Annotated in this window: 22 protein-coding genes and 1 riboswitch; of the genes, 7 read left to right on the forward strand and 15 right to left on the reverse strand. The window is 45.0% G+C overall.

Going from position 1 to position 26,043, the window contains the following annotated elements; genetic code table 11:
* The first annotated feature begins 85 nt into the window (after window positions 1–85).
* Complete coding sequence (locus CDO84_RS16155) at window positions 86–1,033, forward strand: iron-hydroxamate ABC transporter substrate-binding protein (RefSeq protein ID WP_014665365.1); 948 nt, start codon at window positions 86–88, stop codon at window positions 1,031–1,033.
* A 53-nt stretch (window positions 1,034–1,086) separates the two neighbouring features.
* The gene (locus CDO84_RS16160) at window positions 1,087–1,359 is read left to right on the forward strand and encodes a hypothetical protein (RefSeq protein WP_040081831.1); all 273 of its coding nucleotides are present in this window, start codon (window positions 1,087–1,089) and stop codon (window positions 1,357–1,359) included.
* Between the two features lie 38 nt (window positions 1,360–1,397).
* Here the strand turns inward: CDO84_RS16160 and CDO84_RS16165 are convergent, their stop codons facing one another.
* Together CDO84_RS16165 and sspJ are read right to left on the reverse strand one after the other, a co-directional pair.
* Window positions 1,398–2,807, reverse strand: coding sequence for an amino acid permease (locus CDO84_RS16165; RefSeq protein ID WP_014665367.1), 1,410 nt, complete (start codon window positions 2,805–2,807; stop codon window positions 1,398–1,400).
* Between the two features lie 103 nt (window positions 2,808–2,910).
* A riboswitch (Lysine riboswitch) is annotated at window positions 2,911–3,090 on the reverse strand.
* A 116-nt stretch (window positions 3,091–3,206) separates the two neighbouring features.
* On the reverse strand, window positions 3,207–3,347 hold the full coding sequence (gene sspJ, locus CDO84_RS16175) for a small acid-soluble spore protein SspJ (RefSeq protein WP_014665368.1): 141 nt from the start codon (window positions 3,345–3,347) through the stop codon (window positions 3,207–3,209).
* A 165-nt stretch (window positions 3,348–3,512) separates the two neighbouring features.
* Here sspJ and CDO84_RS16180 point away from each other — a divergent pair, with 165 nt between their 5' ends.
* Together CDO84_RS16180 and CDO84_RS16185 are read left to right on the forward strand one after the other, a co-directional pair.
* A complete protein-coding gene (locus tag CDO84_RS16180; RefSeq protein ID WP_014665369.1) occupies window positions 3,513–3,995 on the forward strand; it encodes a metal-dependent hydrolase in 483 nt (160 codons plus the stop codon).
* 99 nt (window positions 3,996–4,094) lie between these two features.
* The gene (locus CDO84_RS16185) at window positions 4,095–5,948 is read left to right on the forward strand and encodes an LTA synthase family protein (RefSeq protein WP_040081829.1); all 1,854 of its coding nucleotides are present in this window, start codon (window positions 4,095–4,097) and stop codon (window positions 5,946–5,948) included.
* 28 nt (window positions 5,949–5,976) lie between these two features.
* Here the strand turns inward: CDO84_RS16185 and CDO84_RS16190 are convergent, their stop codons facing one another.
* On the reverse strand, window positions 5,977–6,903 hold the full coding sequence (locus tag CDO84_RS16190; RefSeq protein WP_040082510.1) for a substrate-binding domain-containing protein: 927 nt from the start codon (window positions 6,901–6,903) through the stop codon (window positions 5,977–5,979).
* A gap of 110 nt (window positions 6,904–7,013) precedes the next feature.
* Here CDO84_RS16190 and modA point away from each other — a divergent pair, with 110 nt between their 5' ends.
* Both modA and modB read left to right on the forward strand, forming a co-directional pair.
* On the forward strand, window positions 7,014–7,796 hold the full coding sequence (gene modA / locus CDO84_RS16195) for a molybdate ABC transporter substrate-binding protein (RefSeq protein ID WP_040081827.1): 783 nt from the start codon (window positions 7,014–7,016) through the stop codon (window positions 7,794–7,796).
* The gene (gene modB, locus CDO84_RS16200) at window positions 7,768–8,460 is read left to right on the forward strand and encodes a molybdate ABC transporter permease subunit (protein ID WP_148267357.1); all 693 of its coding nucleotides are present in this window, start codon (window positions 7,768–7,770) and stop codon (window positions 8,458–8,460) included. Before modA ends, modB begins: the two co-directional genes overlap by 29 nt.
* A gap of 29 nt (window positions 8,461–8,489) precedes the next feature.
* On the opposite strand, the gene pgoN is transcribed toward modB, so the two are convergent.
* Complete coding sequence (pgoN, locus tag CDO84_RS16205; RefSeq protein WP_040081825.1) at window positions 8,490–9,320, reverse strand: glyoxal/methylglyoxal reductase; 831 nt, start codon at window positions 9,318–9,320, stop codon at window positions 8,490–8,492.
* Between the two features lie 222 nt (window positions 9,321–9,542).
* On the opposite strand from pgoN, the gene yvgO reads away from it, so the two are divergent.
* A complete protein-coding gene (gene yvgO, locus CDO84_RS16210) occupies window positions 9,543–10,028 on the forward strand; it encodes a stress response protein YvgO (protein WP_014665375.1) in 486 nt (161 codons plus the stop codon).
* Between the two features lie 46 nt (window positions 10,029–10,074).
* Here the strand turns inward: yvgO and CDO84_RS16215 are convergent, their stop codons facing one another.
* The 11 genes from CDO84_RS16215 to csoR all read right to left on the reverse strand — a co-directional run bounded on the left by CDO84_RS16215 (window position 10,075) and on the right by csoR (window position 25,928).
* Window positions 10,075–12,087 (reverse strand): Na+/H+ antiporter, encoded by a 2,013-nt coding sequence (locus tag CDO84_RS16215; RefSeq protein ID WP_040081824.1) that lies wholly within the window; start codon window positions 12,085–12,087, stop codon window positions 10,075–10,077.
* 242 nt (window positions 12,088–12,329) lie between these two features.
* Window positions 12,330–14,045 (reverse strand): assimilatory sulfite reductase (NADPH) hemoprotein subunit, encoded by a 1,716-nt coding sequence (gene cysI / locus CDO84_RS16220; protein WP_040081823.1) that lies wholly within the window; start codon window positions 14,043–14,045, stop codon window positions 12,330–12,332.
* A gap of 25 nt (window positions 14,046–14,070) precedes the next feature.
* Complete coding sequence (locus CDO84_RS16225) at window positions 14,071–15,888, reverse strand: assimilatory sulfite reductase (NADPH) flavoprotein subunit (RefSeq protein ID WP_040081822.1); 1,818 nt, start codon at window positions 15,886–15,888, stop codon at window positions 14,071–14,073.
* 170 nt (window positions 15,889–16,058) lie between these two features.
* A complete protein-coding gene (gene helD / locus CDO84_RS16230) occupies window positions 16,059–18,383 on the reverse strand; it encodes a DNA helicase IV (protein ID WP_040081821.1) in 2,325 nt (774 codons plus the stop codon).
* Window positions 18,384–18,575: 192 nt separating this feature from the next.
* Entirely contained in the window at window positions 18,576–19,184 is a 609-nt protein-coding gene (locus CDO84_RS16235) for a trimeric intracellular cation channel family protein (RefSeq protein ID WP_014665381.1), read from the reverse strand.
* 184 nt (window positions 19,185–19,368) lie between these two features.
* A complete protein-coding gene (locus tag CDO84_RS16240) occupies window positions 19,369–19,785 on the reverse strand; it encodes a disulfide oxidoreductase (RefSeq protein ID WP_014665382.1) in 417 nt (138 codons plus the stop codon).
* Window positions 19,786–19,789: 4 nt separating this feature from the next.
* Window positions 19,790–20,458 carry a disulfide bond formation protein BdbD gene (gene bdbD, locus CDO84_RS16245; RefSeq protein ID WP_040081820.1) on the reverse strand — a complete coding sequence of 223 codons (669 nt, stop codon included), beginning with the start codon at window positions 20,456–20,458 and terminating at the stop codon, window positions 19,790–19,792.
* 119 nt (window positions 20,459–20,577) lie between these two features.
* Window positions 20,578–22,686 carry a heavy metal translocating P-type ATPase gene (locus CDO84_RS16250; RefSeq protein ID WP_156122880.1) on the reverse strand — a complete coding sequence of 703 codons (2,109 nt, stop codon included), beginning with the start codon at window positions 22,684–22,686 and terminating at the stop codon, window positions 20,578–20,580.
* Window positions 22,687–22,844: 158 nt separating this feature from the next.
* Complete coding sequence (gene copA, locus CDO84_RS16255) at window positions 22,845–25,256, reverse strand: copper-exporting P-type ATPase CopA (protein WP_040081818.1); 2,412 nt, start codon at window positions 25,254–25,256, stop codon at window positions 22,845–22,847.
* Window positions 25,257–25,339: 83 nt separating this feature from the next.
* Window positions 25,340–25,549 (reverse strand): copper chaperone CopZ, encoded by a 210-nt coding sequence (gene copZ, locus CDO84_RS16260; RefSeq protein ID WP_040081817.1) that lies wholly within the window; start codon window positions 25,547–25,549, stop codon window positions 25,340–25,342.
* 73 nt (window positions 25,550–25,622) lie between these two features.
* On the reverse strand, window positions 25,623–25,928 hold the full coding sequence (csoR, locus tag CDO84_RS16265) for a copper-sensing transcriptional repressor CsoR (protein ID WP_003228404.1): 306 nt from the start codon (window positions 25,926–25,928) through the stop codon (window positions 25,623–25,625).
* Window positions 25,929–26,043 lie beyond the last annotated feature (115 nt).

Raw genomic sequence — 26,043 nt, forward strand, 5'->3', positions numbered from 1 at the left:
GTGTCAACCGGCACTTGCAGTGGTATAATCACAGTTGATAATGATTCTCTTTTTCATCTATTTTTTTAGAAAGAAGGTATGAGATATGTCCCATATATACAAGAAACTCGGAGCCGCGTTTTTTGCCCTGTTATTGATTGCAGCGCTGGCAGCCTGCGGGAATAACTCAGAAAGCAAAGGCTCTGCCTCTGATTCAAAAGACGCAGAAACCTTTACATACAAGGCTGAAAACGGAAATGTAAAAATCCCCAAGCATCCTAAACGGGTGGTTGTCATGGCTGACGGCTACTACGGCTACTTCAAAACACTTGGCATCAACGTTGTCGGTGCACCTGAGAACGTATTTAAAAACCCTTACTACAAAGGAAAAACAGCCGGCGTCGAAAACATCGGAGACGGCACTTCGGTTGAAAAGGTCATTGATTTAAACCCTGACCTGATTATCGTCTGGACAACACAGGGTGCTGATATTAAAAAGCTTGAAAAAATCGCGCCGACTGTCGCAGTAAAATACGATAAGCTCGACAACATCGAACAGCTGAAAGAATTTGCAAAAATGACAGGAACTGAAGATAAAGCTGAAAAATGGCTGTCCGAGTGGGATAAAAAAGTTGCGGCAGCTAAAACAAAAATCAAAAAAGCGGTCGGTGACAAAACCATTTCCATTATGCAAACGAACGGAAAAGACATTTACGTATTCGGTAAAGACTTTGGAAGAGGCGGAAGCATTATTTACAAAGACCTCGGCCTGAAGGCGACAAAGCTGACAAAAGAAAAAGCCATTGACCAGGGACCTGGTTATACAAGTATTTCATTAGAAAAGCTTCCTGACTTCGCCGGAGATTATATTTTCGCAGGTCCATGGCAATCAGGCGGTGATGATGGCGGCGTATTTGACAGCTCCATTTGGAAGAACCTGAACGCCGTTAAAAATGGCCATGTCTATAAGATTGATCCGATTGGCTTCTATTTCACCGATCCGATTTCATTAGAAGGCCAACTGAAGTTTATTACGGAAAGCTTGACTAAATAAACGAAAGAGCCGGACAGGCGGCTCTTTTTTTCATGCAATAAAAGGAGCGGCTCATGTTAAACCACATCGGATATTTTTTTACTCAATTCATATTAAGCTGTATCATCATCGCGATCAGTTTTTTTAACGGGCTTTATATCGGAAAACCTTTTTCAGATGTGTTTTTTGTTTTTATCTTAGTCCTTATTCTGTTTGGTTTGCTGGAGAGGCTGAAAAACCGTTTTTTGCAAATACGATTATCCGTAAAGGTTTTTCTTTCTATTTCAGCTTTCCTGTCAGCTGTTTTAACAATCGGGTTGCTAACAGGAGAAATTGCATTTCAATAAAAAAAGACACCTGACAAAACAAATCAGGTGTCTTTTCATTATGCTTGTTTTTCTTTTTGAAACTTTTTATTCACAAATGGATAAACAATCAAGCCGACAAAGAATAAACCGATTCCGAGAATAAATGTCGTTAAATCTGCTGTGCCTGTTACAATAACAAACACGGAATATGCACACGCCAGTATCGCGATCAATCCGTCTCTTACACGGGAGCCTTTCAGCTGGTCATACGTTTCACCTTTGATGACTAGCTTCAAGCTGTAAATTGCAGATACCAGATACGGTATTAAATATGCGAGTGTCGCCGCTGTCGTTAAAAATGTAAATGCGTCACTTATTGTCCGGGAAATAACGGAGAAAATGAAGACCTGTGACATGACGTTTGTAATAATGAGTGCAATGACCGGACTTCCCTTTTTATTCGTTTTTGCAAAAACTGCCGGGAAATCTCCTGCTTTAGCGGCTTGGTATGGCACCTCAGAGCCAAGCAAAATCCAGCCGAGCATCGTTCCGAATAAACAAAGGATAGCCAAAAGCGCCATAATCACGCTTCCCGCGTTTCCAACAATCGCATAGAGTACATCAACAAATGGTTTTTCAGAGCCGACAAGCTTATCATGCGGCAGAACACCCATCGTAATTAAAGTCACTATAATATAAATGCTCAAAGCAATCAGCAAGCCGGTAATCGTCGCACGTTTCACATCACGCTGAGAACGCGCACGGCCGGACAGGATCACCGCGGATTCAATTCCGACAAACGCCCACAGTGTAGAAATCGCGGCGTTATGAACCTGGCCGCCAATTCCAATGCTTGTGCCGTTTTCTCCTTGAACCGGGAAATAAAAATGACCGAATAATGTCGTTTGAAACACAAATAAACCGGCAACGATAAAGAAGACAAAACCTAATACTTTAGAAAGCGTTGTGACAAAGTTCAATTTACTTGCACCGTTAATGCTGGCAACAAGAATCGTGTGCGTTCCCCATAACAAGATCGTACATACGGCAAACGTCAGCAATTGGCCGAGGGTCACCTCTTGCCCGCCAATCGAAAACATCTCACGTTTGTCAACCAAGATCGGGAAGAATGAAGTCAAGTAACCGGCGAGACTTGTGATGATCGCCACGTTGCTGATCCAGCTCGCCACCCAGTAGCCCCACACCATTGTGAAACCGGCAGCGTTGCCTTTCTTCGGATCGGAAAACAGCGCTCTGGCATAACTTTGCGGACCCGCTGTCAGTTCAGGCTTGCGAATGGACAAGTGCCCGAACACAAGCGCAATCATCAACACGCCGGCACCTGTCAAAAGCCAGGCGGACGTAGCGCCAAACGGACTTGCGATTGAAGCAAGCGAGCTCGGCAAGGAGAAAATTCCTGATCCAACCATATTTCCAACGACAAACGCCGTTAATAACCAAAAACCCCATTTTTTTGTCTGTTCCATTCCAGTACCTCCATGATTCTTTGTACGGACCAGACCCCGAGATCATATAAACGCAAAAAAAGCCTGAACAAAAGTCCATGCTTAAAGAAACACACACCCTTGATCTCCGGATAGCCCTCCGCGAAAAAGCACGCGGCAGTCCTGCACTTATTCAGATACAGTCCCAGCATAGAGAAGGATCGGCTTTCTCCACACTTCGGCGCTGATGCCTTTTACACATGTTTAACAGCTCCTGTCAGCCTAGCATGTGTGACTCATCATCCACGCAACCTCTACCTCACTGAGAAAGAGTGAGGATTTAATTATTCAGTTACTCCCAGAAGGTTATCAAAGAAAGGATGATCTGTCAAAGGGAACAGATGGAAAATACGGATAGAGCCAAGCCCTATCCGCATGTGATTATCGATTATTTTTCTTTTTTTGCACAGCTTCTTGAAGCGGATCATCTTTTAGAGCTGAACCTGCATCTTCAAGAGCTCCTTGGATTACGCTTTTTTCTTTTTCGGAACGTTTTCCTTTATCTTTATTAAAGAAACCCATTCGTATCACCTCTTTTTAAAAATAGGTACATGTTTAAGATGCCTTTTTCCTGAAAAATTATGCGGGAAATTTTTTATCGTCCAAAGTCCTGTTGATCAAACATACATTCTCTTGATATATTTGTAATTCAGAGATTTTTTGCAAAAGATAAAGGAGAAGCGGCAAATGACAGGAAAAACACACATCATGGGAGGCATCGCTTCTTGTACGGCAGCAGCTTATTATTATGGATTTGATCCAGTGCTTATGGCTGCGTCAGGCGCGGTTGGGGCATTGATTCCCGATATCTGCCACACGCAAAGCAAAATCGGGAGAAAATTTCCTATTTTATCGAAAGTGGTCAGCTCCGTTTTTGGCCACCGTACCTTTACACACAGCCTGCTGTTTATGCTCATCATGTTTTTTATCACTTCTACATATATTCCAGATAAAAACATCTCAGCCGGCTTAATGATCGGAATGGCGAGCCACTTGATTCTTGACGCTTGGACGGTGAACGGAATCAAATTACTATTCCCTTCAACGATCCGCGTGCGGCTTCCATTATATATGAAGACAGGCAGTTTTTCTGAGCAGCTCGTGCTAGCCGGCCTGACCCTTGCTTCATGTTACTACTTTTATATGCTGTTTCATGGGCGCATGTTGTAAACGCGAGTGCTGAAACTTGTCTGAACCGGCGGTTTTTAGTAGGTTTTACTTAAGAAGCATTTCATGCAGATGATCAAGAAAACGTGAGGAGTCATATTGATGAAAGGAACCTTTTTTCACAATCAGCGGTTTTTATGTTTTTCGATCTTGTTTATGTGGATCAAAACGTATGTGATATATAAACTCGGCTTTGATTTGCAGATCGACACTCTGTTGGAAGAGCTGATCTTGCTGATCAATCCGCTCAGCTTTATCCTTCCTTTATTCGGGATCGGCCTGCTTCTGAAAGGAAACAAGCAGCGGGTCTTTTTGCTGATTGCCAATTTGGTTCTGACTGTCATCTTGATCTCCAATACGATTTTTTACGGCTTTTATATCGATTTTATTACCATTCCGGTTTTATTTCAGGCCAGCAACATGAGCGATATGGGCAGCAGTGTAAAAGAACTGTTCCATCCTCTGTTTATTGCCCTGTTTGCGGATTTGGTTTGTCTGCTGCTGCTCGCCAGAAAAACGAAACAGCCGCAGACAAAAGCCGCTCCCCGCACGATCAAACGGTACTATGCAGCTTCCTGCGGCATGATTTTATGCACGCTGGCACTTGCAGAAGTACAGCAGCCGAAGCTTTTGGCACATTCCTTTGACCGGGAAATGCTCGTCAAAAGCATCGGTCTGTTTCAGTTCCATATATACGATACGATTTCTCAGACTGTTAATATAAGCGCGAAGGCATTTGCCGATGAAGACAGCATATCTGCCATTAAAAATTACACAGAGGCTGATTATAGCAAGCCTGATCAAAGCAAATTCGGACTGGCAAAAGGACGCAATGTCATCTTTGTAACACTTGAGTCGACCCAAAGCTTTGTATTGAATGAAAAAGTCAATGGAAAAGAAATTACCCCATTTATGAATGATCTCGTTAAAAAAAGCTATTCCTTTGATCATTTCTATCAGCAAACAGAACAAGGGAAAACATCTGATTCAGAATTCATCGTTGCTAACTCAATGTATCCTTCCCTTAGCGGCGCCGTCTTTTTCACGAAAAGCGACCATCAATTTCATACGATGTACAAATCGCTGAAACAGCATGATTATTATTCAGCCGCCTTTCATGCCAACCATAAAACATTTTGGAACAGAGATGTCATGTACGATACATTTGGGATTGACCGCTTTTTTGATGTTGATGACTTTCATGTCACTCCCGGAACATCGACAAGCTGGGGCTTAAAGGATAAGGAATTTTTAGAGCAGTCCGCCGAAAAGCTGAAAAGTCTGCCGCAGCCATTCTTCAGCAGTTTCATCACGTTAACGAATCATTTTCCGTTTGAGATTGATAAAAAGGATCAGCTGATTGATGAATACGATTCGAGCAGCGCCCTGCTAAACCGTTATGTGACAACGGTGCGCTATGAGGATGAGGCATTAAAGCATTTTATCAAAAAACTGAAGGACGAAGGCTTATACGAAAATTCGATGATTGTATTTATGGGGGATCATTACGGCATTTCAGAAGCCCATAACGAGGCGTTGGCAGAGTTTTTAGGAAAAGGCGATATCACGCCGTATGACAATGTTCAGCTCCAGCGGGTGCCGTTTATCATACATATCCCGGGAATTACCGATCAACAGCCGGAAACCATCTCTGATGTTGGCGGACAAGTCGACGTCAGACCGACACTGATGCATTTACTCGGCGTTGACACAAAAGGCGATATTCAATTCGGCAATGATTTGCTGTCGGGCGATCGCACACCATTCGCCGTTCTGCGAAACGGAAGCTTTATTACGAACGATTTTATATACACGAAAAACACGTGCTACAGCAAAAAAACAGGTGAAATACTGGAAGATCAGGATGCGTGCCTCCCTTATAAGGAGAAAGCAAACGAAGAGCTGTCTCTCTCTGATAAAATTTTAAATGGTGACCTGCTCAGGTTTTCCGAATGAAAAAATCCCTCTATATAAAGAGGGATTTTTACGTTTCCAACATCACCTTGCCAGTCAGCTTTGTTTCATAGCCATTTAAATGAGACAAGTTCGCCTTGTAGTCCTCAGAATTCAAAATCTCCTTCACGGCTTTGAGCAGCTGCTCATTTTTTTTCAAAACGATGATATCATATTGTTCATCGATGAGCGGGATAAAATCAACACGTCCCATATGTGCCGCGTGCTGCGCCCCGATTCCCGCGTCAGCCTGTCCGCTTGAAACTTGTGAAGCGGCAGCGTAATGATCGGTCACGATATCGCCGTATCCCTTTACATCAGCCGGCTTCACACCAAGCAAGCCAAGCTGTTCATCAAGGAGCACCCTTGCGCCAGAACCCTTTTCCCTGTTGATGATCCGGATATCAGCTCTTTTCAAGTCTTTCCAGCCTTGAATGTTTTTCGGATTCCCTTTTTGCACATACAGACCTGCTTTGCGGAGAACGACATTGATGAGACAAAACGGTTCACCTGACAAAATCCGTTTTACATAAGGCGCGTTATACTGGCCCGTTTCTGCATCGTACAAATGAAGGCTGACAATGTCACACTTGCCTTGATACATATCAATCAGGCTGTTTAAGCTTCCTTTGTATTTACGGAGCGGCGTCTCCTGAATGGCATTCTCCAAATGCTTGCTGAGAAGATCCATCGAAATGTCCTGTCCGCTGATCATGACATTCGGTCTGCCGTCCGGTTCAGCCTCCTGCATCTGTTTCTGCGCTTCTGTTGCAGCGATGGGCTGAGACATTCTCATATTCGTCTTATATTGCTTTAAATCTTCTTCATCCACACGCATCTGCCTTCCAACACGGTAAGCAGGCAGCACGCCTTTTTTAATCAAATCATAAACGGTCAGCTTTGATACCTTTAGCAGACCTGCAACTTCTTCTATCGTATAGGAAGAGGTTTCATTCATCATCATCACTCTCCTATTTTATTATACCTTTTCGCCGAATGTAAAAAAACCCACATAAACCAAACATAATCAGTTATAATTAGATATAACTAATCATAAGGGGTGCAATCATGTTTAAGAAGTATTCTATTTTAATCGCAGCCTTAACCGCTTTTCTGCTTGCAGCAGGCTGTTCTTCAAATCAGTCTTCAACAGACAGCGGGAAAAAAGTAACATTAACGATCTCAGCTGCCGCAAGCGCGCAGGATGCACTTGAGGAAATCCAAAAAAATTATGAAAAAGAGCATCAAAATATTACCATCCAAGATAACTATGGCTCATCCGGCGCCTTGCAAAAACAGATTTCTCAAGGAGCAGGAGCAGATCTGTTCTTCTCAGCTGCTGAGGATAAATTTAAAAAGCTGGTGGATGATGGGGATATCGCAAAAAAAGACAGCACTGATTTAGTCGGCAATGAAATTGTGCTGGTCGTACCGAAAAACGGAGATTCACCTGTGACAAGCTTCAGCAATCTGGCTGAATCAGAAAAAATCGCACTCGGCACTCCGGAATCCGTACCGGCAGGAGCTTATGGGAAAGAATCACTGACAAAACTGTCTTTATGGGACAACGTGAAGGATAAAATTGTGTACGGAAAAGACGTTCGCCAAGTTCTTTCTTATGTGGAAACCGGCAATGTAGACGCAGGTATTGTTTATAAAACAGATGCCCTGGTCTCGAAAAAGGTCACCATTATTGACGAGGCAAAAGCAGATACACACAGCCCGATTGTCTATCCGTTAGGAATCGTAAAAGATACAAAACACCGTAAGGAAGCGAAGGAATTTTACGAATACCTGCAATCTGATGAAGCAATGAAAGTATTTGAGAAATATGGTTTTACTGCTGAGTAACATAAACGCTTCAGAATTCTTAACACCTGTTATGCTTTCCTTTCAGGTGGCGGCAGTTGCCGGAATTGTTGTCATTATTCTCGGAACACTTGCTGGGGCTTGGATGTCACGGGCATCATTTTTCGGAAAAACTGCGCTCGAAACATGTTTTATGCTTCCGCTCGTTCTTCCGCCTACTGTTGTCGGTTTTATTTTGATCGTCATTTTCGGAAAGCATAGCTTCATCGGACAAGCCATCGAGTGGATCTTCCGGCAGCCTGTCATTTTCACCTGGTGGGCCGCTGTGATCGCCTCGGCTGTTGTAGCCTTTCCGCTCATGTATCAATCAGCCAAAACCGGATTTGCTGATATTGACCCCGATATACAGGGTGCGGCAATGGTAGACGGCGCAAGCAGATGGAAGGTCTTTATCCATATCTCCGTCCCGCTTGCCTATCCTTCATTGCTAACCGGGAGCATCCTCAGCCTAGCGCGGGCGCTCGGAGAATTTGGCGCAACACTCATGTTTGCCGGGAACATCCCCGGTGTTACACAAACACTGCCGACGGCCATATATGTTGCATTGGATTCCGGAAACAATACCCTTGCCTGGGCGTGGGTCGTCTGTATTGTTGTCATTTCCTTTTTGATGCTGTTTTTCATTCAACAGAAAAAAATGCACTAAAAAACTCCCCGTAAAGGGGAGTTTTTTGATTAAAACAGAAGCTCATCAGGATTTGGGCCGACACGCTCATCTTTGTTTAATGCGTCAATTTTATCCATGTCTTCTTGAGACAATTCGAAATCAAAAATATCAGCGTTTTCGATGATACGGTGTTCTTTAATGGATTTTGGAATGGTTACAACTTCATGCTGCAGATCCCAGCGCAAAATCACTTGAGCTACAGATTTATTATGCTTTTCTGCAATCTGTGTCAGTACTTCGTTATCCAAAAGCTGCCCCTGCATGAGCGGAGACCATGCTTCCAGCTGAATGCCGTGTTTTTTACAATAGTCTCTTAATTCTTTTTGCGTCAAACGAGGGTGAAATTCAACTTGGTTCACCATCGGTTTGATTTCAGCATCTTTTAACAGCTCTTCTAAATGATGAACTTGGAAGTTGCTGACGCCGATCGCGCGGATTTTGCCGTCTTTGTACAGCTTTTCAAGCGCGCGCCATGTATCTTTAAATTTATCTTTTCCAGGCCAATGGATCAAATATAAATCTAAGTAATCAAGCTGCAGTCTTTCCAGGCTTTTTTCAAAGGCAGCAAGCGTTGTTTCATAGCCTTGATCTTCATTCCACACTTTTGATGTGATGAAGAGCTCTTCTCTTGCCACACCGGATTCTTTAATCCCGATGCCAACACCTTCTTCATTTTTGTAGATCGCTGCTGTATCAATGCTGCGGTAGCCGTTTTTAATTGCCGCTTTCACTGATTCAGTCGCTTCACTGCCATTTTCCACTTTAAAAACACCCAGACCGAACCAAGGCATTTCAACTCCGTTATGTAACTTTACCGTATCTTTTAAACTTGTTGGCACTTGAACATCCATCCTTTCACTGAAATGTAAGCGTCTATATTATCTCACATTCCTCTCAGCCGATACCAATAATACGCTTAAGGCCCTGTTTTTGCTTCTTTTTTCACAGCCAAGGTAAAACAGGGTACTATTTTTTTCCTATTTTAACAATATTGAGATTACAAATACATGGAGCCGGGTATGCGTTTAGTGTAACCAAATGAAAACAAAGGAGGAAACAACTTGAAACGTATTCGTATCCCAATGACACTTGCTCTTGGTGCCGCTTTGACAATTGCCCCTTTGTCCTTTGCTTCCGCTGAAGAAAATCCTGCTCCGAAGATCTCGCAGACAACAACCGCCGGAACAACTGCCGCTGATGTAGGTTTAAACGTCAACCTGGATGTACTTGGAATTGCCAACCAGATCGCTGATGCCATCAAATCCGCACAGAATCGGGATGGATTTGTGAAGAATCTCATGGAGTCTTCCTTCTACGCGTCCGGCCAAAAATATAACGTCATGGTATTTAACTTAAGCCAGGAATATGAAGATCATTTGAACGGTGTGCAATTTTATGGCTCAGCCGTTTATGACGGCATTACGTATGGCATTTGGGTATTTGAAGACGGAACGTTTACAAACAAAGGTGATGGCGGCTGGATTAACTGGGCCTTTAGAGGCTGGTTCGACCGGGATGGCAGCACTGTCGAATTTCATCGCCCTTAATATAGAAAAAAGCTGGCGCTCTCACGCACCAGCTTTTTTGCTGCATTTATTCGCCGCCTTCAAGCATGGCGGCTTCGACATCATTAATGTATTGGCGAAGCTCATGGGAGATGTCCCGGGAAATTTCTCTTTCCTCGAACAGCGTTTGAATTTCATTTCTGATCGCCTGCACAGCCTTCAGCTTCACTTCCAGTTTTTGATTTTCAAAATGTGCGCTTGATTTTAACTCATGATGGCTGTTTTCCAGCCTGAAAATTAACTGTTTATAGAATGTAATGACAGATAAAAACACTTCCTTATGTTCTTCCGTCTTATGCTTTTCCAAATATTCTATCGCTGCTTTTGCCGTTTTTACTCTTGTTGCCCGTATCAATCCCGCTTCATTTAATATCGACATCTCCGGCTTTTTATGTTCACCGAAGAAAATCCAATACATCAGCCTCTTGAGCCTTGTTTTTGATAAGCCGACCTTAAACGGGTTGGCATACAAAATTTCCAACTCGTTAAATCGTTCTTGCAGCACATTTGCTGTTTCTTCCGGGATGTCTCCCCGCTCCAGCATTTTCATCAGTGCCTCTTGCTCAGCTTTAACCCCTTGCGCACGGACCTTTCGCTCATGCTTTTTGATACGATTAGATGACGTATACTGCTGAAAACGAAGGTTTTTCATTTTCTCATTGTATTCAGCTATCACCGCAAGAGAGGCCGTTTTGTTTGTATCGTTCATGTCCTCTTTTATCGTTTGAAGAGCTGTTTTGATCAATTTGCGTCTCGCCGTCAGCAGCTTCTTATTTCGTTCCTCGTCCTCTTCTTCTTTTTCAGTCAGAACCGGCAGCACTACGGTGGCAATGACAAGCGTGCATAAAATGACGCCGGCTGCTAAAAAGAGAATCAGATTTCTTTCCGGAAACGGCGTGCCGTCCTCCAGGAAATACGGAATGGAGAAAGATCCCGCAAGCGTTACTGCTCCACGCACACCGGAAATCGAAATTAACAGTGTCGAACGAAGACCCGGTTTATAGATGTTTTGATCTTTATTAAAGAACCATTTGCCGTTCCAAAAGAACAGCACCCACAGGAATCTGAGGAGCATTAACGTAAATGTGATGACCAGGATATAGCCGATCACCTTCATGTTGCTGATGGCGGTATCGTTAAAGATAACAGAAATCACATCAGGGATTTGCGTGCCGAGAATAACAAAGACCAGGCCGTTCAAAATAAATAAAATAATGTTCCACGTACTTGAGGAGACGATTTGCAGCTTGATCATCGTTGATTCCAGACGATCCTGTTCAACCGCATGAGTGATCCCTCCCGCCACAACAGCTAAAATGCCGGAAACGCCGATTTCTTCAGCGGCCAAATAAATCACAAACGGTGTCAAAATTTGAATCAGCATATGCATCGTGACATCCTGCATGCCAAGGCGGCGGAGAAATAGGCGAAAACGAATAATCAAAAATGAAATGATTACCCCGCACAGCAAGCCCCCAAGAGAAATAAAGACAAAGCTGACAGCCGCTTGCGCTAGTGAAAATGCACCAGTCACTGCCGCCGCAATCGCAAACTTAAAGGCTACAAGACCTGACGCATCATTCATCAGCCCCTCACCTTCAAGCAGGCGAAGAATCCCTTTTGGCATTTTCACTCTTCCTGATAATGCGCTGACAGCGACGACATCAGTCGGTGAAAGAATGGCCGCAAGTCCAAAGGCCGCTGCCAGCGGAATATCAGGAATCATCCAGTGAATCGTATAGCCGCCTACAATCACAGTTGCGAACACAAGGCCGAGGGCAAGCAATAAAATGGGCGCTCTTAAATTCCAAAGCTCCGCCCGCGGCGTCCTCTTTCCATCATTAAATAGCAGAGGCGCGATAAACAGAACAAAAAACAATTCGGTGCTTAATTCAAAATGAAGTCCCTGTGGAAATGAGGCGGCAAGAATCCCAAGGGCCACCTGAATCAGCGGCACCGGAATAAACGGAATAAATCGGTTCACGATATTAGAAATCGCAATAATCGTTAATAAAACAAGCACAACTAAAAATATGTCCAAATGCATGACCTCCTTCGTTGTTGTCTTTCGTGCATGGTGAGTCTTGTCTAAAAGTCGCTGAGCCAGGCTGGCCTTGCATCCGATACGTGGTTTCGCAGGAGTTTCCTCCACACTTGTCTTCTTTTATAGTACCCTTTTTAGGGTATTTTTTCTCATGATATGCTCACAGTGAACTTTTTTGCATCAGAGCAAATTGCAAAAAAAGAGACAGGAAGCTATTCCCCGTCTCTCGTCTTTCATTCTCAATCATGAAAATTCGTACCGTCAGTTGTTGCTTTAATAATGCCGGCGCGGATAACAAAGTCACCGAAATGCTCGCCTTCCTCACGTTCTTTCGCATAGCGGGAAAGAAGGACGCGAAGCTCGCTTAAAATGTCTGCTTCACCGATGTTTTCACGGTACATTTTGCTTAAACGGCTTCCGTCAAAGGCAGCGCCAAGATACATATTATATTTGCCCGGCGCCTTTCCGATAAATCCAATCTCACCGAGTGCGTGGCGTGCACAGCCGTTCGGGCATCCTGTCATGCGAATGGTGATTTCCTGATCACGAAGGCCGTTTTCGTCAATAATCTCTTCAACCTTATCTAAGAGGGTTGGCAAATAACGTTCTGCTTCCGCCATTGCCAATCCGCAGGTTGGAAGAGCGACGCAAGCCATCGAGCTGCGGCGAAGTGCTGAATGATGCTTGCCGTCAGTTAGGCCGTATTGCTCGATTAACGCACTGATTTCATCTTTTTTCTCGCTTGAAACGTTTGCGATAATCAGGTTTTGATTGGCTGTCAGACGGAACTCGCCTGTATGAACTTTGGCGATTTCCCGTAAGCCTGTCATCAGCTTATAATCATCGTAATCCGTTATACGGCCGCCTTCGACAAACAGCGTGAAATGCCATTTATCCTCGATGCCTTCCACCCAGCCGTAGCGGTCGCCGTTATGATCGAAATGATATAGCTTCGCTGCTTCCAGGCTCCAGCCGAGACGGTTTTCCAATTCTTCTTTTACGGTATCTAAACCGAGGCGGTCAACCGTGTATTTGAACCGCGCATTTTTGCGGACAGAACGGTTTCCGTAATCGCGCTGAATCGTAATCGTTTTTTCAGCAACGTCATACATTTGATCGGGCCGGCAGAATCCGATGACCTTGGCTAATTGCGGATATGTGGCTGTGTCGCCATGCGTCATTCCCATGCCGCCGCCAATCGCCACGTTAAAACCGATCAGCTTGCCATCTTCGACAATCGCAATGAATCCAAGATCTTGTGAAAAGACGTCAATATCATTAGACGGCGGAACGGCAATACCGATTTTAAACTTCCGCGGCAGATAGAGCGGTCCGTACATTGGCTCGACTTCTTCCTCCGGCGTGCCGGCCACTCTTTCCTCATCAAGCCAAATTTCATGATAGGCTCTCGTCCGCGGCAGCAGATCATCACTTAATTTCTTAGACCACTCGTATACCTCTGAATGGATTTCAGACTGATAAGGGTTTGATGCGCACATGACGTTACGGTTTACGTCTCCGCAGGCTGCGATCGTATCCAAAAGCGCTGAGTGGATCGTCTGGATGGTTTTCTTCATGTTCCATTTCAAAATCCCGTGCATTTGGAACGTTTCACGTGTCGTCAGTTTTAATGTGCCGTTCCCGTATTTCTGAGAAAGGTCATCCATGACAAGCCATTGCTCAGGCGTTGAAACGCCCCCTGGCATACGCACGCGCAGCATGAACTGATAGGCCGGTTCAAGCTTTTGCTTTTGGCGTTCATTGCGGAGATCGCGGTCATCCTGCAAATAACTGCCGTGGTGCTTCATCAGGCGGTTGTCATCATCAGGAATTCCTGCACTGATCCGATCGAGCATCACTTCTTTCAGTGTGCCGCGCAAATAGTCGCTTTCTCTTTTAATGCGTTCAACATCACTTGGAGAGCCGTCCGGTGCTTTTAAGATTTTGGTCACCATGTTGAAAAACTCCTTTCAAGTCAAATCAGTATACATCACGCTGATAGCGTTTTTGCTGCTGCATATCGGCAAGATAAGCTTCCGCTTCTTCGCGGCTCATATTGCCTTCTTTTTCGATAATTTCAAGTAATGTGTTATGGACGTCATGCGCCATATGCTTTTCATCTCCGCAAATGTAAACAGCCGCTCCTTCTTGAAGCCATTCGAACAACTCTGCGCTCTGTTCAAGCATGCGGTGCTGCACATATACTTTTTCTTCCATATCACGTGAGAACGCCACATCCATTTTTGTCAGCACACCGTCTTTGAGCCAATTCTGCCACTCTGTCTGGTAAAGGAAATCCGTGACAAAGTGCTGATCGCCAAAGAACATCCATGCTTTTCCTTCTGCTCCCGTCTCCTCACGCTCCTGCATAAAGGAACGGAAAGGTGCGACGCCTGTCCCGGGGCCGACCATGATAATTGGTGTTTCAGGATCTTTCGGAAGCTTAAAGTTTTGGTTGTGCTGTACATAAACAGGCAGTGTGTCCCCCGGTTGCAGTCGTTCCGCACATAAAATTGAGCAGACGCCTTTTCGTTCACGGCCGTGCGCATCGTAGCGGACTGCGCCGATTGTTAAATGCACTTCATCCGGATTTGCGGATAAACTGCTTGCAATCGAATAAAGGCGGGCAGGCATTTTTCTCAAAATCGAGACGAATTGCTGCGCAGATACACTGAATGGGCCATAATCACGGACGAGATCAAGCAAATCGCGTCCTTCAATATAAGCTTTTACATTCTCCTCATTTCCCGGGGCTAAAAGGTCTCTAAGCTCCTCACTTCCCGTCAATTGGGCTGCTTGTTCAAGAAGCGGTTTTGTGAGAACGGTAATCTCATAGTGAGAAATCAGCGCTTCTTTCAGCGGACGGACATCACCTTGCTTATTAAGCGTCACAATTTCTTCCGGGTCCCAATTCATTTCCTTAAGGAGCAGTTCGACAAGCTCTGGATCGTTTTCCGGATAGACGCCGAGGCTGTCACCAGGCTCGTAAGTCAGGCCAGATCCTTCAAGAGACAGCTCCACATGACGTGTTTCTTTATTTGATCCTCTGCCGTTTAAATTCAAATTTTCTAACACTTCAGCCCGAAACGGGTTTGTTCTGGAATACGAAGACTCACCGGTTTGAGCCGCAGCCGCCGGCGCAGGTGCGGCGCTTCCGCCCCCAGCTTCATTTAATCCCTTCAATACACCCTCAAGCCATTCGGCTGCCGGTTCATCATAGTCAAGATCGCAATCAACGCGCGGAGAAATCCGTTCTCCTCCGAGTTCTTCTAAGCGCTGATCAAATTCTTTCCCTGTCTGGCAGAAAAATTCGTACGAACTATCACCAAGCGCCAAAACGGAAAAACGCAGATTTTCAAGCTTAGGCGCCCGTCTTCCGTGCAGAAATTCGTGAAACGACAGCGCGTTATCAGGCGGATCGCCTTCACCGTGCGTACTAACCACGATTAAAAGATTGGTTACCTTCTTCAGCTGATTCGGCTTAAAATCGCTCATGGATGAGACGGTCACTTGAAAACCGCTCTGTTCAAGCTGCTTGCCGGCATTTTCTGCAAGCCCCTGTGCGTTTCCTGTTTGTGAACCATAAAGAACGGTCACTTCTTTTGAAACGGCCGGTGCTGGTGCCTCCACAGACACAGCTGCCGCCGGCGCACCCGCAGTTTCTTGGGCGGAAACAGATTGTGCGGATAAATATCCGCTCAGCCAGATTTTCTGGGATTCGGTCAAGGTCGGCAGAAGGCGGTTAAGGAGCTCTGCCTGCTCCTGATTAAACGGACTGTTCATTACCTGAAGTTGCAACGTATCCACCTCACAAAGTTATAAACTGATCGAAAATTGCATCTAATTGAACTTTACCGGAATACTAGGCTTAAGTAAAATATATTTACATGATGATAACTATTAAGAATCCTAATGATAAAACAGCCCTGCTTCATGTAAATAGAAAAAAGAGAAGGACTCCCTTCTCTTCATTCCGCAATCTGATATAAGTGAGGCGGCACAGCGGTTACAAACGGACTGGCTTCACCTGTATAAAATAACGTCAGCATGTGCATTGCACGGGTGCACGCAGTATATAAAAGCCTGCGGTCGTGCTCTGTATGATAGTGTTCTTCAGATGCATCATAGACAAGTACTGCGTCAAATTCAATTCCCTTCGCTAAATACACCGGGATCACGCAAACTCCCTTTTGGAATGGTTGATTTTCTTTATGAATCAGGCGAACATCTGCATATTCACTCATGTGGGCGTGCGCCTGTATGCATTGCTGCACAGCCTTGCAAATGACGGCTATTGTTTCGTGCCCTTTTTTCTTGAGCAGTCCAATTTCTTGCGCGAGCTTTTGGCAAAGGCTCTCATGTCCTTCAGTTTTGACCACGATCGGCATTTCCCCGTTTCTGTTAAACGGCTCAATATCCGCTCCATCTTGAAGCATCGCTTTTGTAAACTCGACAATCTGCCTTGTCGATCTGTACGTTCTCTTTAAACGAACATACTCAGCAGGCTCATCTTCAAAGCACGCATCCATACGCTGATCCCCGTGTATGGCATGAGCGTAGATAGACTGATTGATATCACCAAGCACTGTCATGCTGGCAGCCGGAAAAATGCTTCTCATGTAAGCCATCTGCAGCGGTGAATAGTCCTGAGCTTCGTCAATAAATAGGTGTTTGATTTTCGTATTTTTCTTTCTGCCCTCAATCAGATCCTGCATATAAAGAAACGGTGCCGCGTCCTCATAGAGCAATTTATTTTCCGTAAATGCCGAACGGGTCAGCTCTCCTATCGCTGCCGTCTTCTCATGCTGGGATTCCCCTTCCCATCCGGAAAACAATTGCAGATACAGCTGGTTCACATCAAGAAATGCCAGGAGTCTGACCGCTTGTTTGAGCGGTTTGAAAGCTTTTTTCACAATGATGGCGGCAAGCAGCTGCTGCTCTCTTTGATAATCGTTAAACGTACTCTCGCTGAACCGTTTCCTTTCCTGCAGTTTCTTGTACACGTCCAAGTAGTCCTCTTTGTCGAGCAGCTCAGCTTCATGAACGACCCAATCCTTTCGACGCTCCTTTTTCTCAAGCTTGTTTAGCTCACTCAGCAGCCACTTCGCGGTTTGTTCCATCCGGTTCGGGATCGAGTGATTTTGATCCAATGAGTAAAAATAGGATTGAATCTGTTCCTTTGTAATCAGCTTTTGGCCGCGGAAAACAATATTTTTAAAAATCATCCCTTCAGAGGACAGCCTTGTGACGTATTCACCAATGAATTGCTGAAAAGATAAACCCGCCTTCCATGTGATACCCGCAAGCCTTGTTGAAAAATCGCCTTCCTTTGTTTCAGTCAGGCAATATTCAAGCTGGTCAAAGGGGCTTTCACATTGAAACCTGCGGCCAAGCCGATGCTCGATATATTCCTGAAACGTCGCCTGCTCCATATTCTCTTCTCCTAACTCAGGCAAAACAGAGGAGACATAGCTGTTAAATAAGAAGTTAGGAGAAAATAAAACGATTTGTCCGGCATCAATGACGCCGCGGTGCCTGTATAACAAATAAGCGACACGCTGAAGCGCTGCCGAGGTTTTTCCGCTCCCAGCCGCTCCCTGCACGATCAGGAATTTGCTTTTTTCATTACGGATAATTTGATTTTGTTCTTTCTGAATCGTAGACACGATGTTTTTCATTTGGGTATCGGAATGATGGCTTAATACCTCTTGCAGCATTTCATCGCCAATCGTCATATCGGTATTAAACATCGCCTTGAGATCGCCGTTTTTGATCATAAACTGTCGTTTCAGCACCATTTCCCCTTCTATCGTTTCACCGGACACCTCGTACTCCGCTTTTCCTGGGGAATAATTGTAGTACATACTTGATATCGGCGCCCTCCAGTCATAAATCAGAAAGTGTTCCTCCTTCTCATCCAAACAGGAAGCTAAACCGATATAAATTCGCTCTGCCTGCTCCTCGCCGTTTTCAATAAAATCAATCCGGCCAAAATAAGGCGATTTTTTTAATTGTTGAATTCGTTTGAGCTGCTGGGCCATGCGCCGATGATTCCGTTCCCGATCAGACAGCAGCTCTGCCTGCTGCTTAATGCTTGCCATCGTTTCAACCGCTTCATGGGCATCATCAAAATTAACCTTCACATCCTCCCAAAAGCTTTTTCTTAATCCGATGATATCATGCTTCAACCCGCCCGCAGACGTTTCCAGAAACCGCTCTTTTTTTCCGAGTTCCTGCAGCACCTCATCTATTCTTGACTGCTCTTCCTTCCATTCCTTATCCTTCTGATTCATGAACGGCACCTCCAGAAAATAGTTGACAAACATAGATGAAATACTGTAAAATATAATTGGATACATATATCAAATATATGATGAAAACTGGCAAATACAATTTATCTTATCACATTTACCCAAAATCAATCAAGGTTTGGGTTATTTATATGCAAAAAAACCGACTTCACATCGAAATCGGTTTTTTTGCTATTAATTATCTAAGCGAAAAGAACGGTTTGGCAGCTTCCAATTAAACATATAGGAACAAACCCTGCAGACAACGAGCACAAAAAACAGAACGTATAAGCCTACCGAGTTCCCCAGCCAGCCCAATCCGACGATTAATCCGCCGAGAGCCGCCCAGACCGCGTAAATTTCCGCCTTCAGCACAAGCGGTTTGCGCCCGGCAAGAAGGTCGCGGATGATTCCGCCCCCGCTTCCCGTCAGCACCGCAGCCACAATCACGGCACTAAGCGGATGGCCCATTTTGACGGCATACAGTGCGCCTTGGATAGCAAAGGCTGCGAGGCCGATCGCATCTGACAAATTGCCCCACTTATTCCAATGCTTCAGCAGCAGCTTCGGAAACAGAAACACAATTGTAATAGATAAAAGCGCGATTTGAAAATACGCTCCCTGCTCCCATAGCGCTGACACCGGAACACCAATCAGCAAATTGCGGATCGCTCCTCCTCCAAAAGCTGTAACGATCCCTAATATATAAACTCCTAAAATATCGTATTCCTCTTCCATCGCAACAATTGCGCCGCTGACTGCAAACGCAATGATGCCAATCACACTGAGCAGCTCCCAAGCCATTCTGATGACTCCCTTTATGTTTGTTAAATTTTCTGACGACCTCTAGATTTTATAATCGCTCAAGCGTAAAAGCAATAACATTTTTATGAGAAAAAAAGATAAATTTAGAGGGAATACGGCTATTGCTGATGGACATGAGTTTTGCGAAATTAAAAAGCGCCCAGGCATACGAGGCGCTTTTGGGTTATTCAGATTTTTCGCCCTTCAGCAGGCACATAAAAACGATAATCAGGATAAAAGCAATCAAGGCCAGGAATGGAATTGTAATAAAACCAAACCAGTTAATATATTGGCCCGAGCACGGCACGCCGCTTACACACGGCTTAATGCCGCTAAAGCCGGGCACTTTTTGCTCTAAGTAATGCATGATCGAAATAAATGCCCCGATCATCGCCATCGGAAGCACATATTTTTTCACGCGTGTGTCCCCTTGAAAGGTGGCAATGCCTAAAATCAGGACGAGCGGATACATGAGGATACGCTGGTACCAGCACAGTTCACATGGAATGAACTTTCTGATTTCACTAAAATACAGGCTGCCCAGCATAGCGACAAGAGCCACAACCCAGGAAGCATATAAAAATACGATTCTATTTTTCATATCGTTACTTCCCTTTCAGCTCTTTTTCTATCGTTTCTTTGATTTCATCATAATTCGCAAAATTTTTGATCACTTTATCATTGACGTAAATCGTCGGTGTTGCATTTATGTTCATTTTTTGATTAAGGTCAGAATCCTTTTCCACTTGAGAAGCGAATGTTTCCTTATCAAGATTTTTCTTGAGCGTCTCAGGTTTTATCTTTGTGGTGCTTTTTGCAAGATCACCGAGAACGCCCGGGGTTACCCATTCCTGTTCTGTATCCGGCTGTTTTTCGAACAGCTTTTCATGGAAGTCCCAGAAAGAGTCAGGGTCTTCCTTCCATACTTCTTCTGATGCAAGAGCCGCTAATCTTGAACCTTTTCCATGGAACATGACGTTCACGAAAGAAAATTTCACATCGCCCTTATCAATAAAGTCTTTTTGTATTTTTGGAAAGATGTCACTGTTAAACACCTTGCAAGACGGACATTTGTAATCTCCGAATTCTACTACAGTTACCGGTGCATCGTCCTTGCCAAGCACAGGCTGGCCTTTAATAGACGGCTGTCCGGAAACCGCTTCGTCGCCTTGTTCCGTTTTGTTATTAATGATGACAATGGCTGCTAGCAATGCAACGACCACAACCGTAAGGATGACCGCGAATTTCGCAGAAGACTGCTGTTTCTTTTTCACTCCGACACCTCATCGTTTTAAAATTAAAAAAGAAGCGGATCGCAATTGACCCACTTCTTTATTTTAACAAGACAAGCACAGATAAGAAAACCCCGAAAAAATGAATTCTCTCCGACAATTTATTTGTTTTTAAGACGCATAACACGCATGGCGTTTGCAACAGCCAGCAGCGTAACGCCGACATCAGAGAAAACCGCTTCCCACATAGTCGCAATTCCAAATGCACCAAGAATGAGGAAGATCGCTTTTACGCCTAAAGCAAAGCCGATGTTTTGCCACACGATACGCCGTGTCCGTTTCGCAATCCGAATCGCTTCCGCAATTTTTGACGGCTGATCTGTCATCAGCACGATGTCTGCGGCTTCTACCGCGGCGTCTGAGCCAAGGCCTCCCATCGCGGCCCCTATATCTGCGCGGGCAAGCACTGGTGTATCATTGATGCCGTCACCGACAAAAATGAGTTTTTCATTAGGCAAAAGCTTGGCTTCCAATGCTTCGACCTGCGCGACTTTATCCTGCGGGAGCAGCTCTGCATATACCTCATCGATGCCAAGCTGTTTTCCGACCGCTTCCCCCGTTTGTTTCGAATCACCCGTCAGCATAGCTGTCTGTTTGATCCCAAGCGACTTCAGATCAGCAACTGCTTGTGCTGCGTCTTCCTTTACTTCATCCGCTATGATGATTGCTCCGGCATATCGTTGACCAACGGCAACGTGTACGATTGTTCCGGCTTTTTCATCCGGGACATCCTCAATTTGTTCTCTTTCCATGAGCTTTTTATTCCCGGCAAGGATCTCAGTTCCATTTACCTTTGCAAAAATGCCGTGGCCGGATATTTCCTCATATGATTCTATGGCGTCAGGGGAAAGCATTTTTCCATAAGCTTTACGCACTGATTCGGCAATCGGATGCTGTGAATGAAGCTCAGCGTATGCCGCCGCTTCAAGTAAGCTGTCCTTTGTAAATCCTTCCGAAGGCTTGATTTCTGTCACTTCAAAGCTGCCTTTTGTTAATGTTCCCGTTTTATCAAACACCGCGTATTTGACTTGATTCAAGGCTTCTAAATAATTGCTTCCCTTTACAAGCACTCCAGCCTTCGAGGCCGCTCCGATTCCTCCGAAGAAACCGAGCGGAATAGAGACAACTAGCGCACAAGGACAAGAAATCACTAAAAAGATAAGCGCGCGGTACACCCAATCGGAAAGAGCGGCGCCAGAAACAACAAGCGGCGGAACAAAAGCCAGCAATACCGCGATAATGACAACAGCAGGTGTATAATACTTAGCAAACTTCGTGATAAAGTTTTCTGTCCGGGCTTTGCGGCTGCTCGCATTCTGAACCAGGTCTAATATTTTTGATACTGCTGAGTCCTGATAGCCCTTTGTGACTTCAATATGCAGAACGCCGTTTTGATTGATAAAGCCTGACATGACCTCTTGTCCTTCCGCAGCTTTTCTCGGAACGGACTCACCTGTCAACGCAGATGTATCAACCATCGCTGACCCTTGCACGACCTTACCGTCCAGGGGTATGCTTTCTCCCGGATTAACCACAATGATATCTCCTGTCTGAACATCCTCCGGAGAAACCTGTTCGATGCCGTTTTTTGTTTTCACATTGGCGTAATCAGGCCGTATATCCATTAAGGCACTAATTGATTTTCTGGACTGGCTGACTGCGGCTCTTTGAAAAAGCTCACCGATTTGATAAAACAGCATAACGGCGACTCCCTCAGGGTATTGCTGAATCAGAAAAGCACCAATTGTGGCAAGGGCCATCAAGAAATGTTCGTCAAACACTTGGCCGCGGATGATGTTTTTGACTGCGCGGATGACAATGTCACCGCCAATGATCAAATAAGCAGCGAGAAATAGGCAAAATTCAATGGTGCCTGAATGAACCAAATATGCCGCTGCGCCGAGAATGACAGCCGCCGCCATTCTGATTAGCATATTGACCATTCGATTACGATAGCCGTCATCCGCTGATTTCTTTTTATGCTTTTGGCGAACCGTTACATGCGGATCGATTGATTTCACTTTTTTCTCTATTTTATTTGTGACCCATTGCTCTTCTTTCCCATCGGCCGAGACAGTTAAGGTGCTTGCCGCAAAATTTACCGCGCATCCGTCAATTCCTTTTATGCCTTTGACTCCATTTTCGATTTTTTGGGCACAATTGCTGCAATCCAAACCGTCCAGAACGTATTCCTGTTTCACTAGTCTCACCTTACCTTCCGATTTAGGGTTCCCTCTTCAAAGCGTATCAATGAGCATTGATTTGTTATACATATATGAGCATATACTCATATAATAGTTACACCTATTATATGTTGTTTTCCAAGAAAGTGTCAATGAAAAACAAAAACCGGCATATCGCCGGTTTTTCATTTTACTTTCTGCAGACGAAGAGCGTTCAGAACTACGGAAACGGAGCTGAATGCCATTGCTGCTCCCGCTATCCATGGTGCTAAAAATCCTAGCGCTGCGATTGGGATGCCGAGGCTGTTATAGCCGAGCGCCCAGAATAAGTTTTGTTTAATGTTTTTCATTGTCAATCTGCTCATGCGAATGGCGTCGGCAATGCTGTTTAGATCGCCGCGAATCAGCGTAATGTCAGCTGTTTCCATGGCAATATCCGTGCCTGTTCCAATCGCCATGCCGATATCGGCTGTGGCAAGCGCCGGCGCATCGTTAATTCCGTCGCCTACCATGGCTGTTTGGCGGCCTTCTTTTTGCAGGCGGGCAATTTCTGCCGCCTTTTGTTCAGGAAGGACTTCCGCAATAACACTCGTAATTCCCGCTTCCTTCGCGATGGCTTCTGCGGTTCTGCGATTGTCTCCTGTCATCATGATGACATCAAGCCCCAACTCTTTCAGACGAGCAACAGCCTTCTGCGACGTGTCTTTTATCGTATCTGCAACCGCTACTAGCCCCGCTGCCTCCCCATCAATGGATACAAGCATAACCGTTTTCCCTTCGGCCTCAAGCTCTTCCATTTTGGCGAGAAGAGCCCCATGCTCAACCTGTTCGCTCTCCATTAGCTTTCTTGTGCCGACGAGAATGCTTTTCCCTCCGGCTTCAGCCAAAATGCCTGCGCCGACTTTCGCTTCAAAACGGGTTAGCTTCGGTATCTCTAGCCCTTTTTCTTTCACGCCAGCCACAATTGCTTCGCCGAGCGGATGCTCCGATCCCGTTTCCGCTGCCGCTGCAAATTGAAGCAAATCTGTTTCTTCAAAACGTCCGAATGGAATGGCATCCGTCAGACGCGGCTTCCCGTTTGTCACGGTTCCGGTTTTATCAAGAACAATGGTATCGAGACGATGTGTTTTTTCTAAATGCTCGCCGCCTTTAAATAAAATGCCGAATTCAGCAGCGCGTCCAGATCCAGCCATTATGCTCGTCGGAGTGGCAAGACCGAGGGCGCACGGACAAGCAATGACAAGAACCGCAATGAACTTGCTGATCGCTTCAGCAAAATCGCCAGGAGCCGCCCAAAGATACCAAATGAGAAAAGTGAGAACGGCAATCCCCAATACAATCGGCACAAAAATGCCTGAAATCTGGTCAGCGAGACGCTGGATCGGCGCTTTTGACCCTTGTGCTTCCTCAACAATTTTGATGATATGAGAAAGGGCAGTGTCCTTCCCGACGTTGACAGCTTTAATTTTCAGGAAGCCGTTTGCGTTAACGGTTGAACCTGTCACACTGTCGCCAGGATTTTTATCAACAGGAAGACTTTCTCCTGTAATCATCGATTCGTCAACCGCCGAGCGGCCTTCAATCACTTCTCCGTCGACAGGAATTCGTTCACCAGGTTTGACGTAAACAATGTCATGAACGAGCACTTCGGCGATCGGGACGATTTGCTCCTTTCCGTCTCTTACGACAGTCGCTGTTTTCGCTTGAAGCTTCATCAGCTTTTTAATCGCATCCGAGGAACGTCCCTTTGCTTTTGTTTCAAACAACTTGCCTAGTAAAATCAGCGTCAGCAAAATCGCGCTTGTTTCATAGTAAAGGCCGTCTGTATGTCCGTTGGAACCAAGGCTTTGAAAAGTAAGATATAGACTATAGGCGTAAGCAGCAGTCGTTCCGAGCGCGACCAATACATCCATATTGGCGCTTTTATTTCTGAGTGCCTTATATGCACCCGCATAAAACGGCCAGCCGATCAGAAACTGGACTGGTGTCGCCAGCGCAAACTGCATCCACGGATTGAGGAATATATCCGGCACCCAAATGAATGATGTAAATGTAAAATGGCTCACCATCGCCCAAAGCAATGGGAACGACAGAACCGCTGAAAAGATCAGTCTCGCCGTTTGCTTCCGTTCTTCTTTCTTTTTAGCAGCAGCTGCTGCACCGTCCTGATCATCCTTCAGCTTTAGCTTATATCCAAGCTTATCTACCGCTGCTTTCAGATCGCTGACAGACGCTTCTTTTGGATTGTATTCGACTGTAACTGTTTCTAAAGCGAAGTTTACAGGGGCGTTTGCGACGCCTTCTATTTTGTTAAGCCGCTTTTCAATCCGATTGGCGCAGGCCGCACAGGTCATGCCTTCAATATCGAATTCATCTTTTTCTGTAACGACATGATAGCCCAGCTTCTGTATTTTTTCCTGAATTGCTGCAGCCCCTGTTTCAGCAGGATCGTAGATTACATTTGAAGTTTCCGTTGCCAGATTGACATTGGCATCTGCGACACCGGGCATCCGCTTCAGGCCTTTTTCAATTCTGGAAGCACATGCCGCACAGGTCATACCAGAGACCTGCATTGCGACTTCCCTTTGTTCACTCAATATACTCACTCCTTTATATACACCCGGGGGGTATATAAAAATGAAAGAAATATCGCATCTCCATAAAGGCGCGATATCTTGAATCAATCGGCTACATCATAGCCCTGATCTTCTATCGCATCCGCAATGTCTTTGACGGATACTTTGTCAGCATCAAACGAAACATCGACTTTACCCGCTTCCAGATTGACATGAACAGCACTGACGCCGTCCAGTTCTCCTACGCTCGTTTCTACTGCTTTGACACAGTGCTGACAAGACATTCCTTCGACTTGCAATGTTTTTTGTTCCATATGAATTCCTCCTGTTTATTCTTTCTGTTTTCATCCTACCATACCCCCGTAGGGTATTACAATAAAAAACGCTTTATGATTTTGTGAACTTTTTAAATACATCCAACAGCTCAGAAATGGCTTGTTCCCCGTCTCCGCTTTTGATGGCATCCGCTACACAATGATGGGCATGATCCTCAAGCAAATGAAGCGCCACATTTTTCATTGCCGCTTGAACAGCTGAAATCTGCACAAGAATATCTACACAATATCTATCGTTTTCCACCATGTTTTGAATGCCTCTGACCTGACCCTCAATCCGCTTAAGCCGGTTTGTAATCTGATCTTTTTCTTTCGAGCTTTTATGGTTTAATGTTTTATGTTCGTTATGCTTTTCCATGCGTACACCTCTGTTTAATGATATTAATTCCCATTATACTGATTGTCCAAACGGTTGTCTAAGCATGCCGACGCAAAAATTGAATCAGTTAGGTTTTACCATTTCATCAGGAGGG

The sequence above is a fragment of the Bacillus sp. MD-5 genome (assembly GCF_002201875.1).
Lineage (GTDB): Bacteria > Bacillota > Bacilli > Bacillales > Bacillaceae > Bacillus > Bacillus stercoris.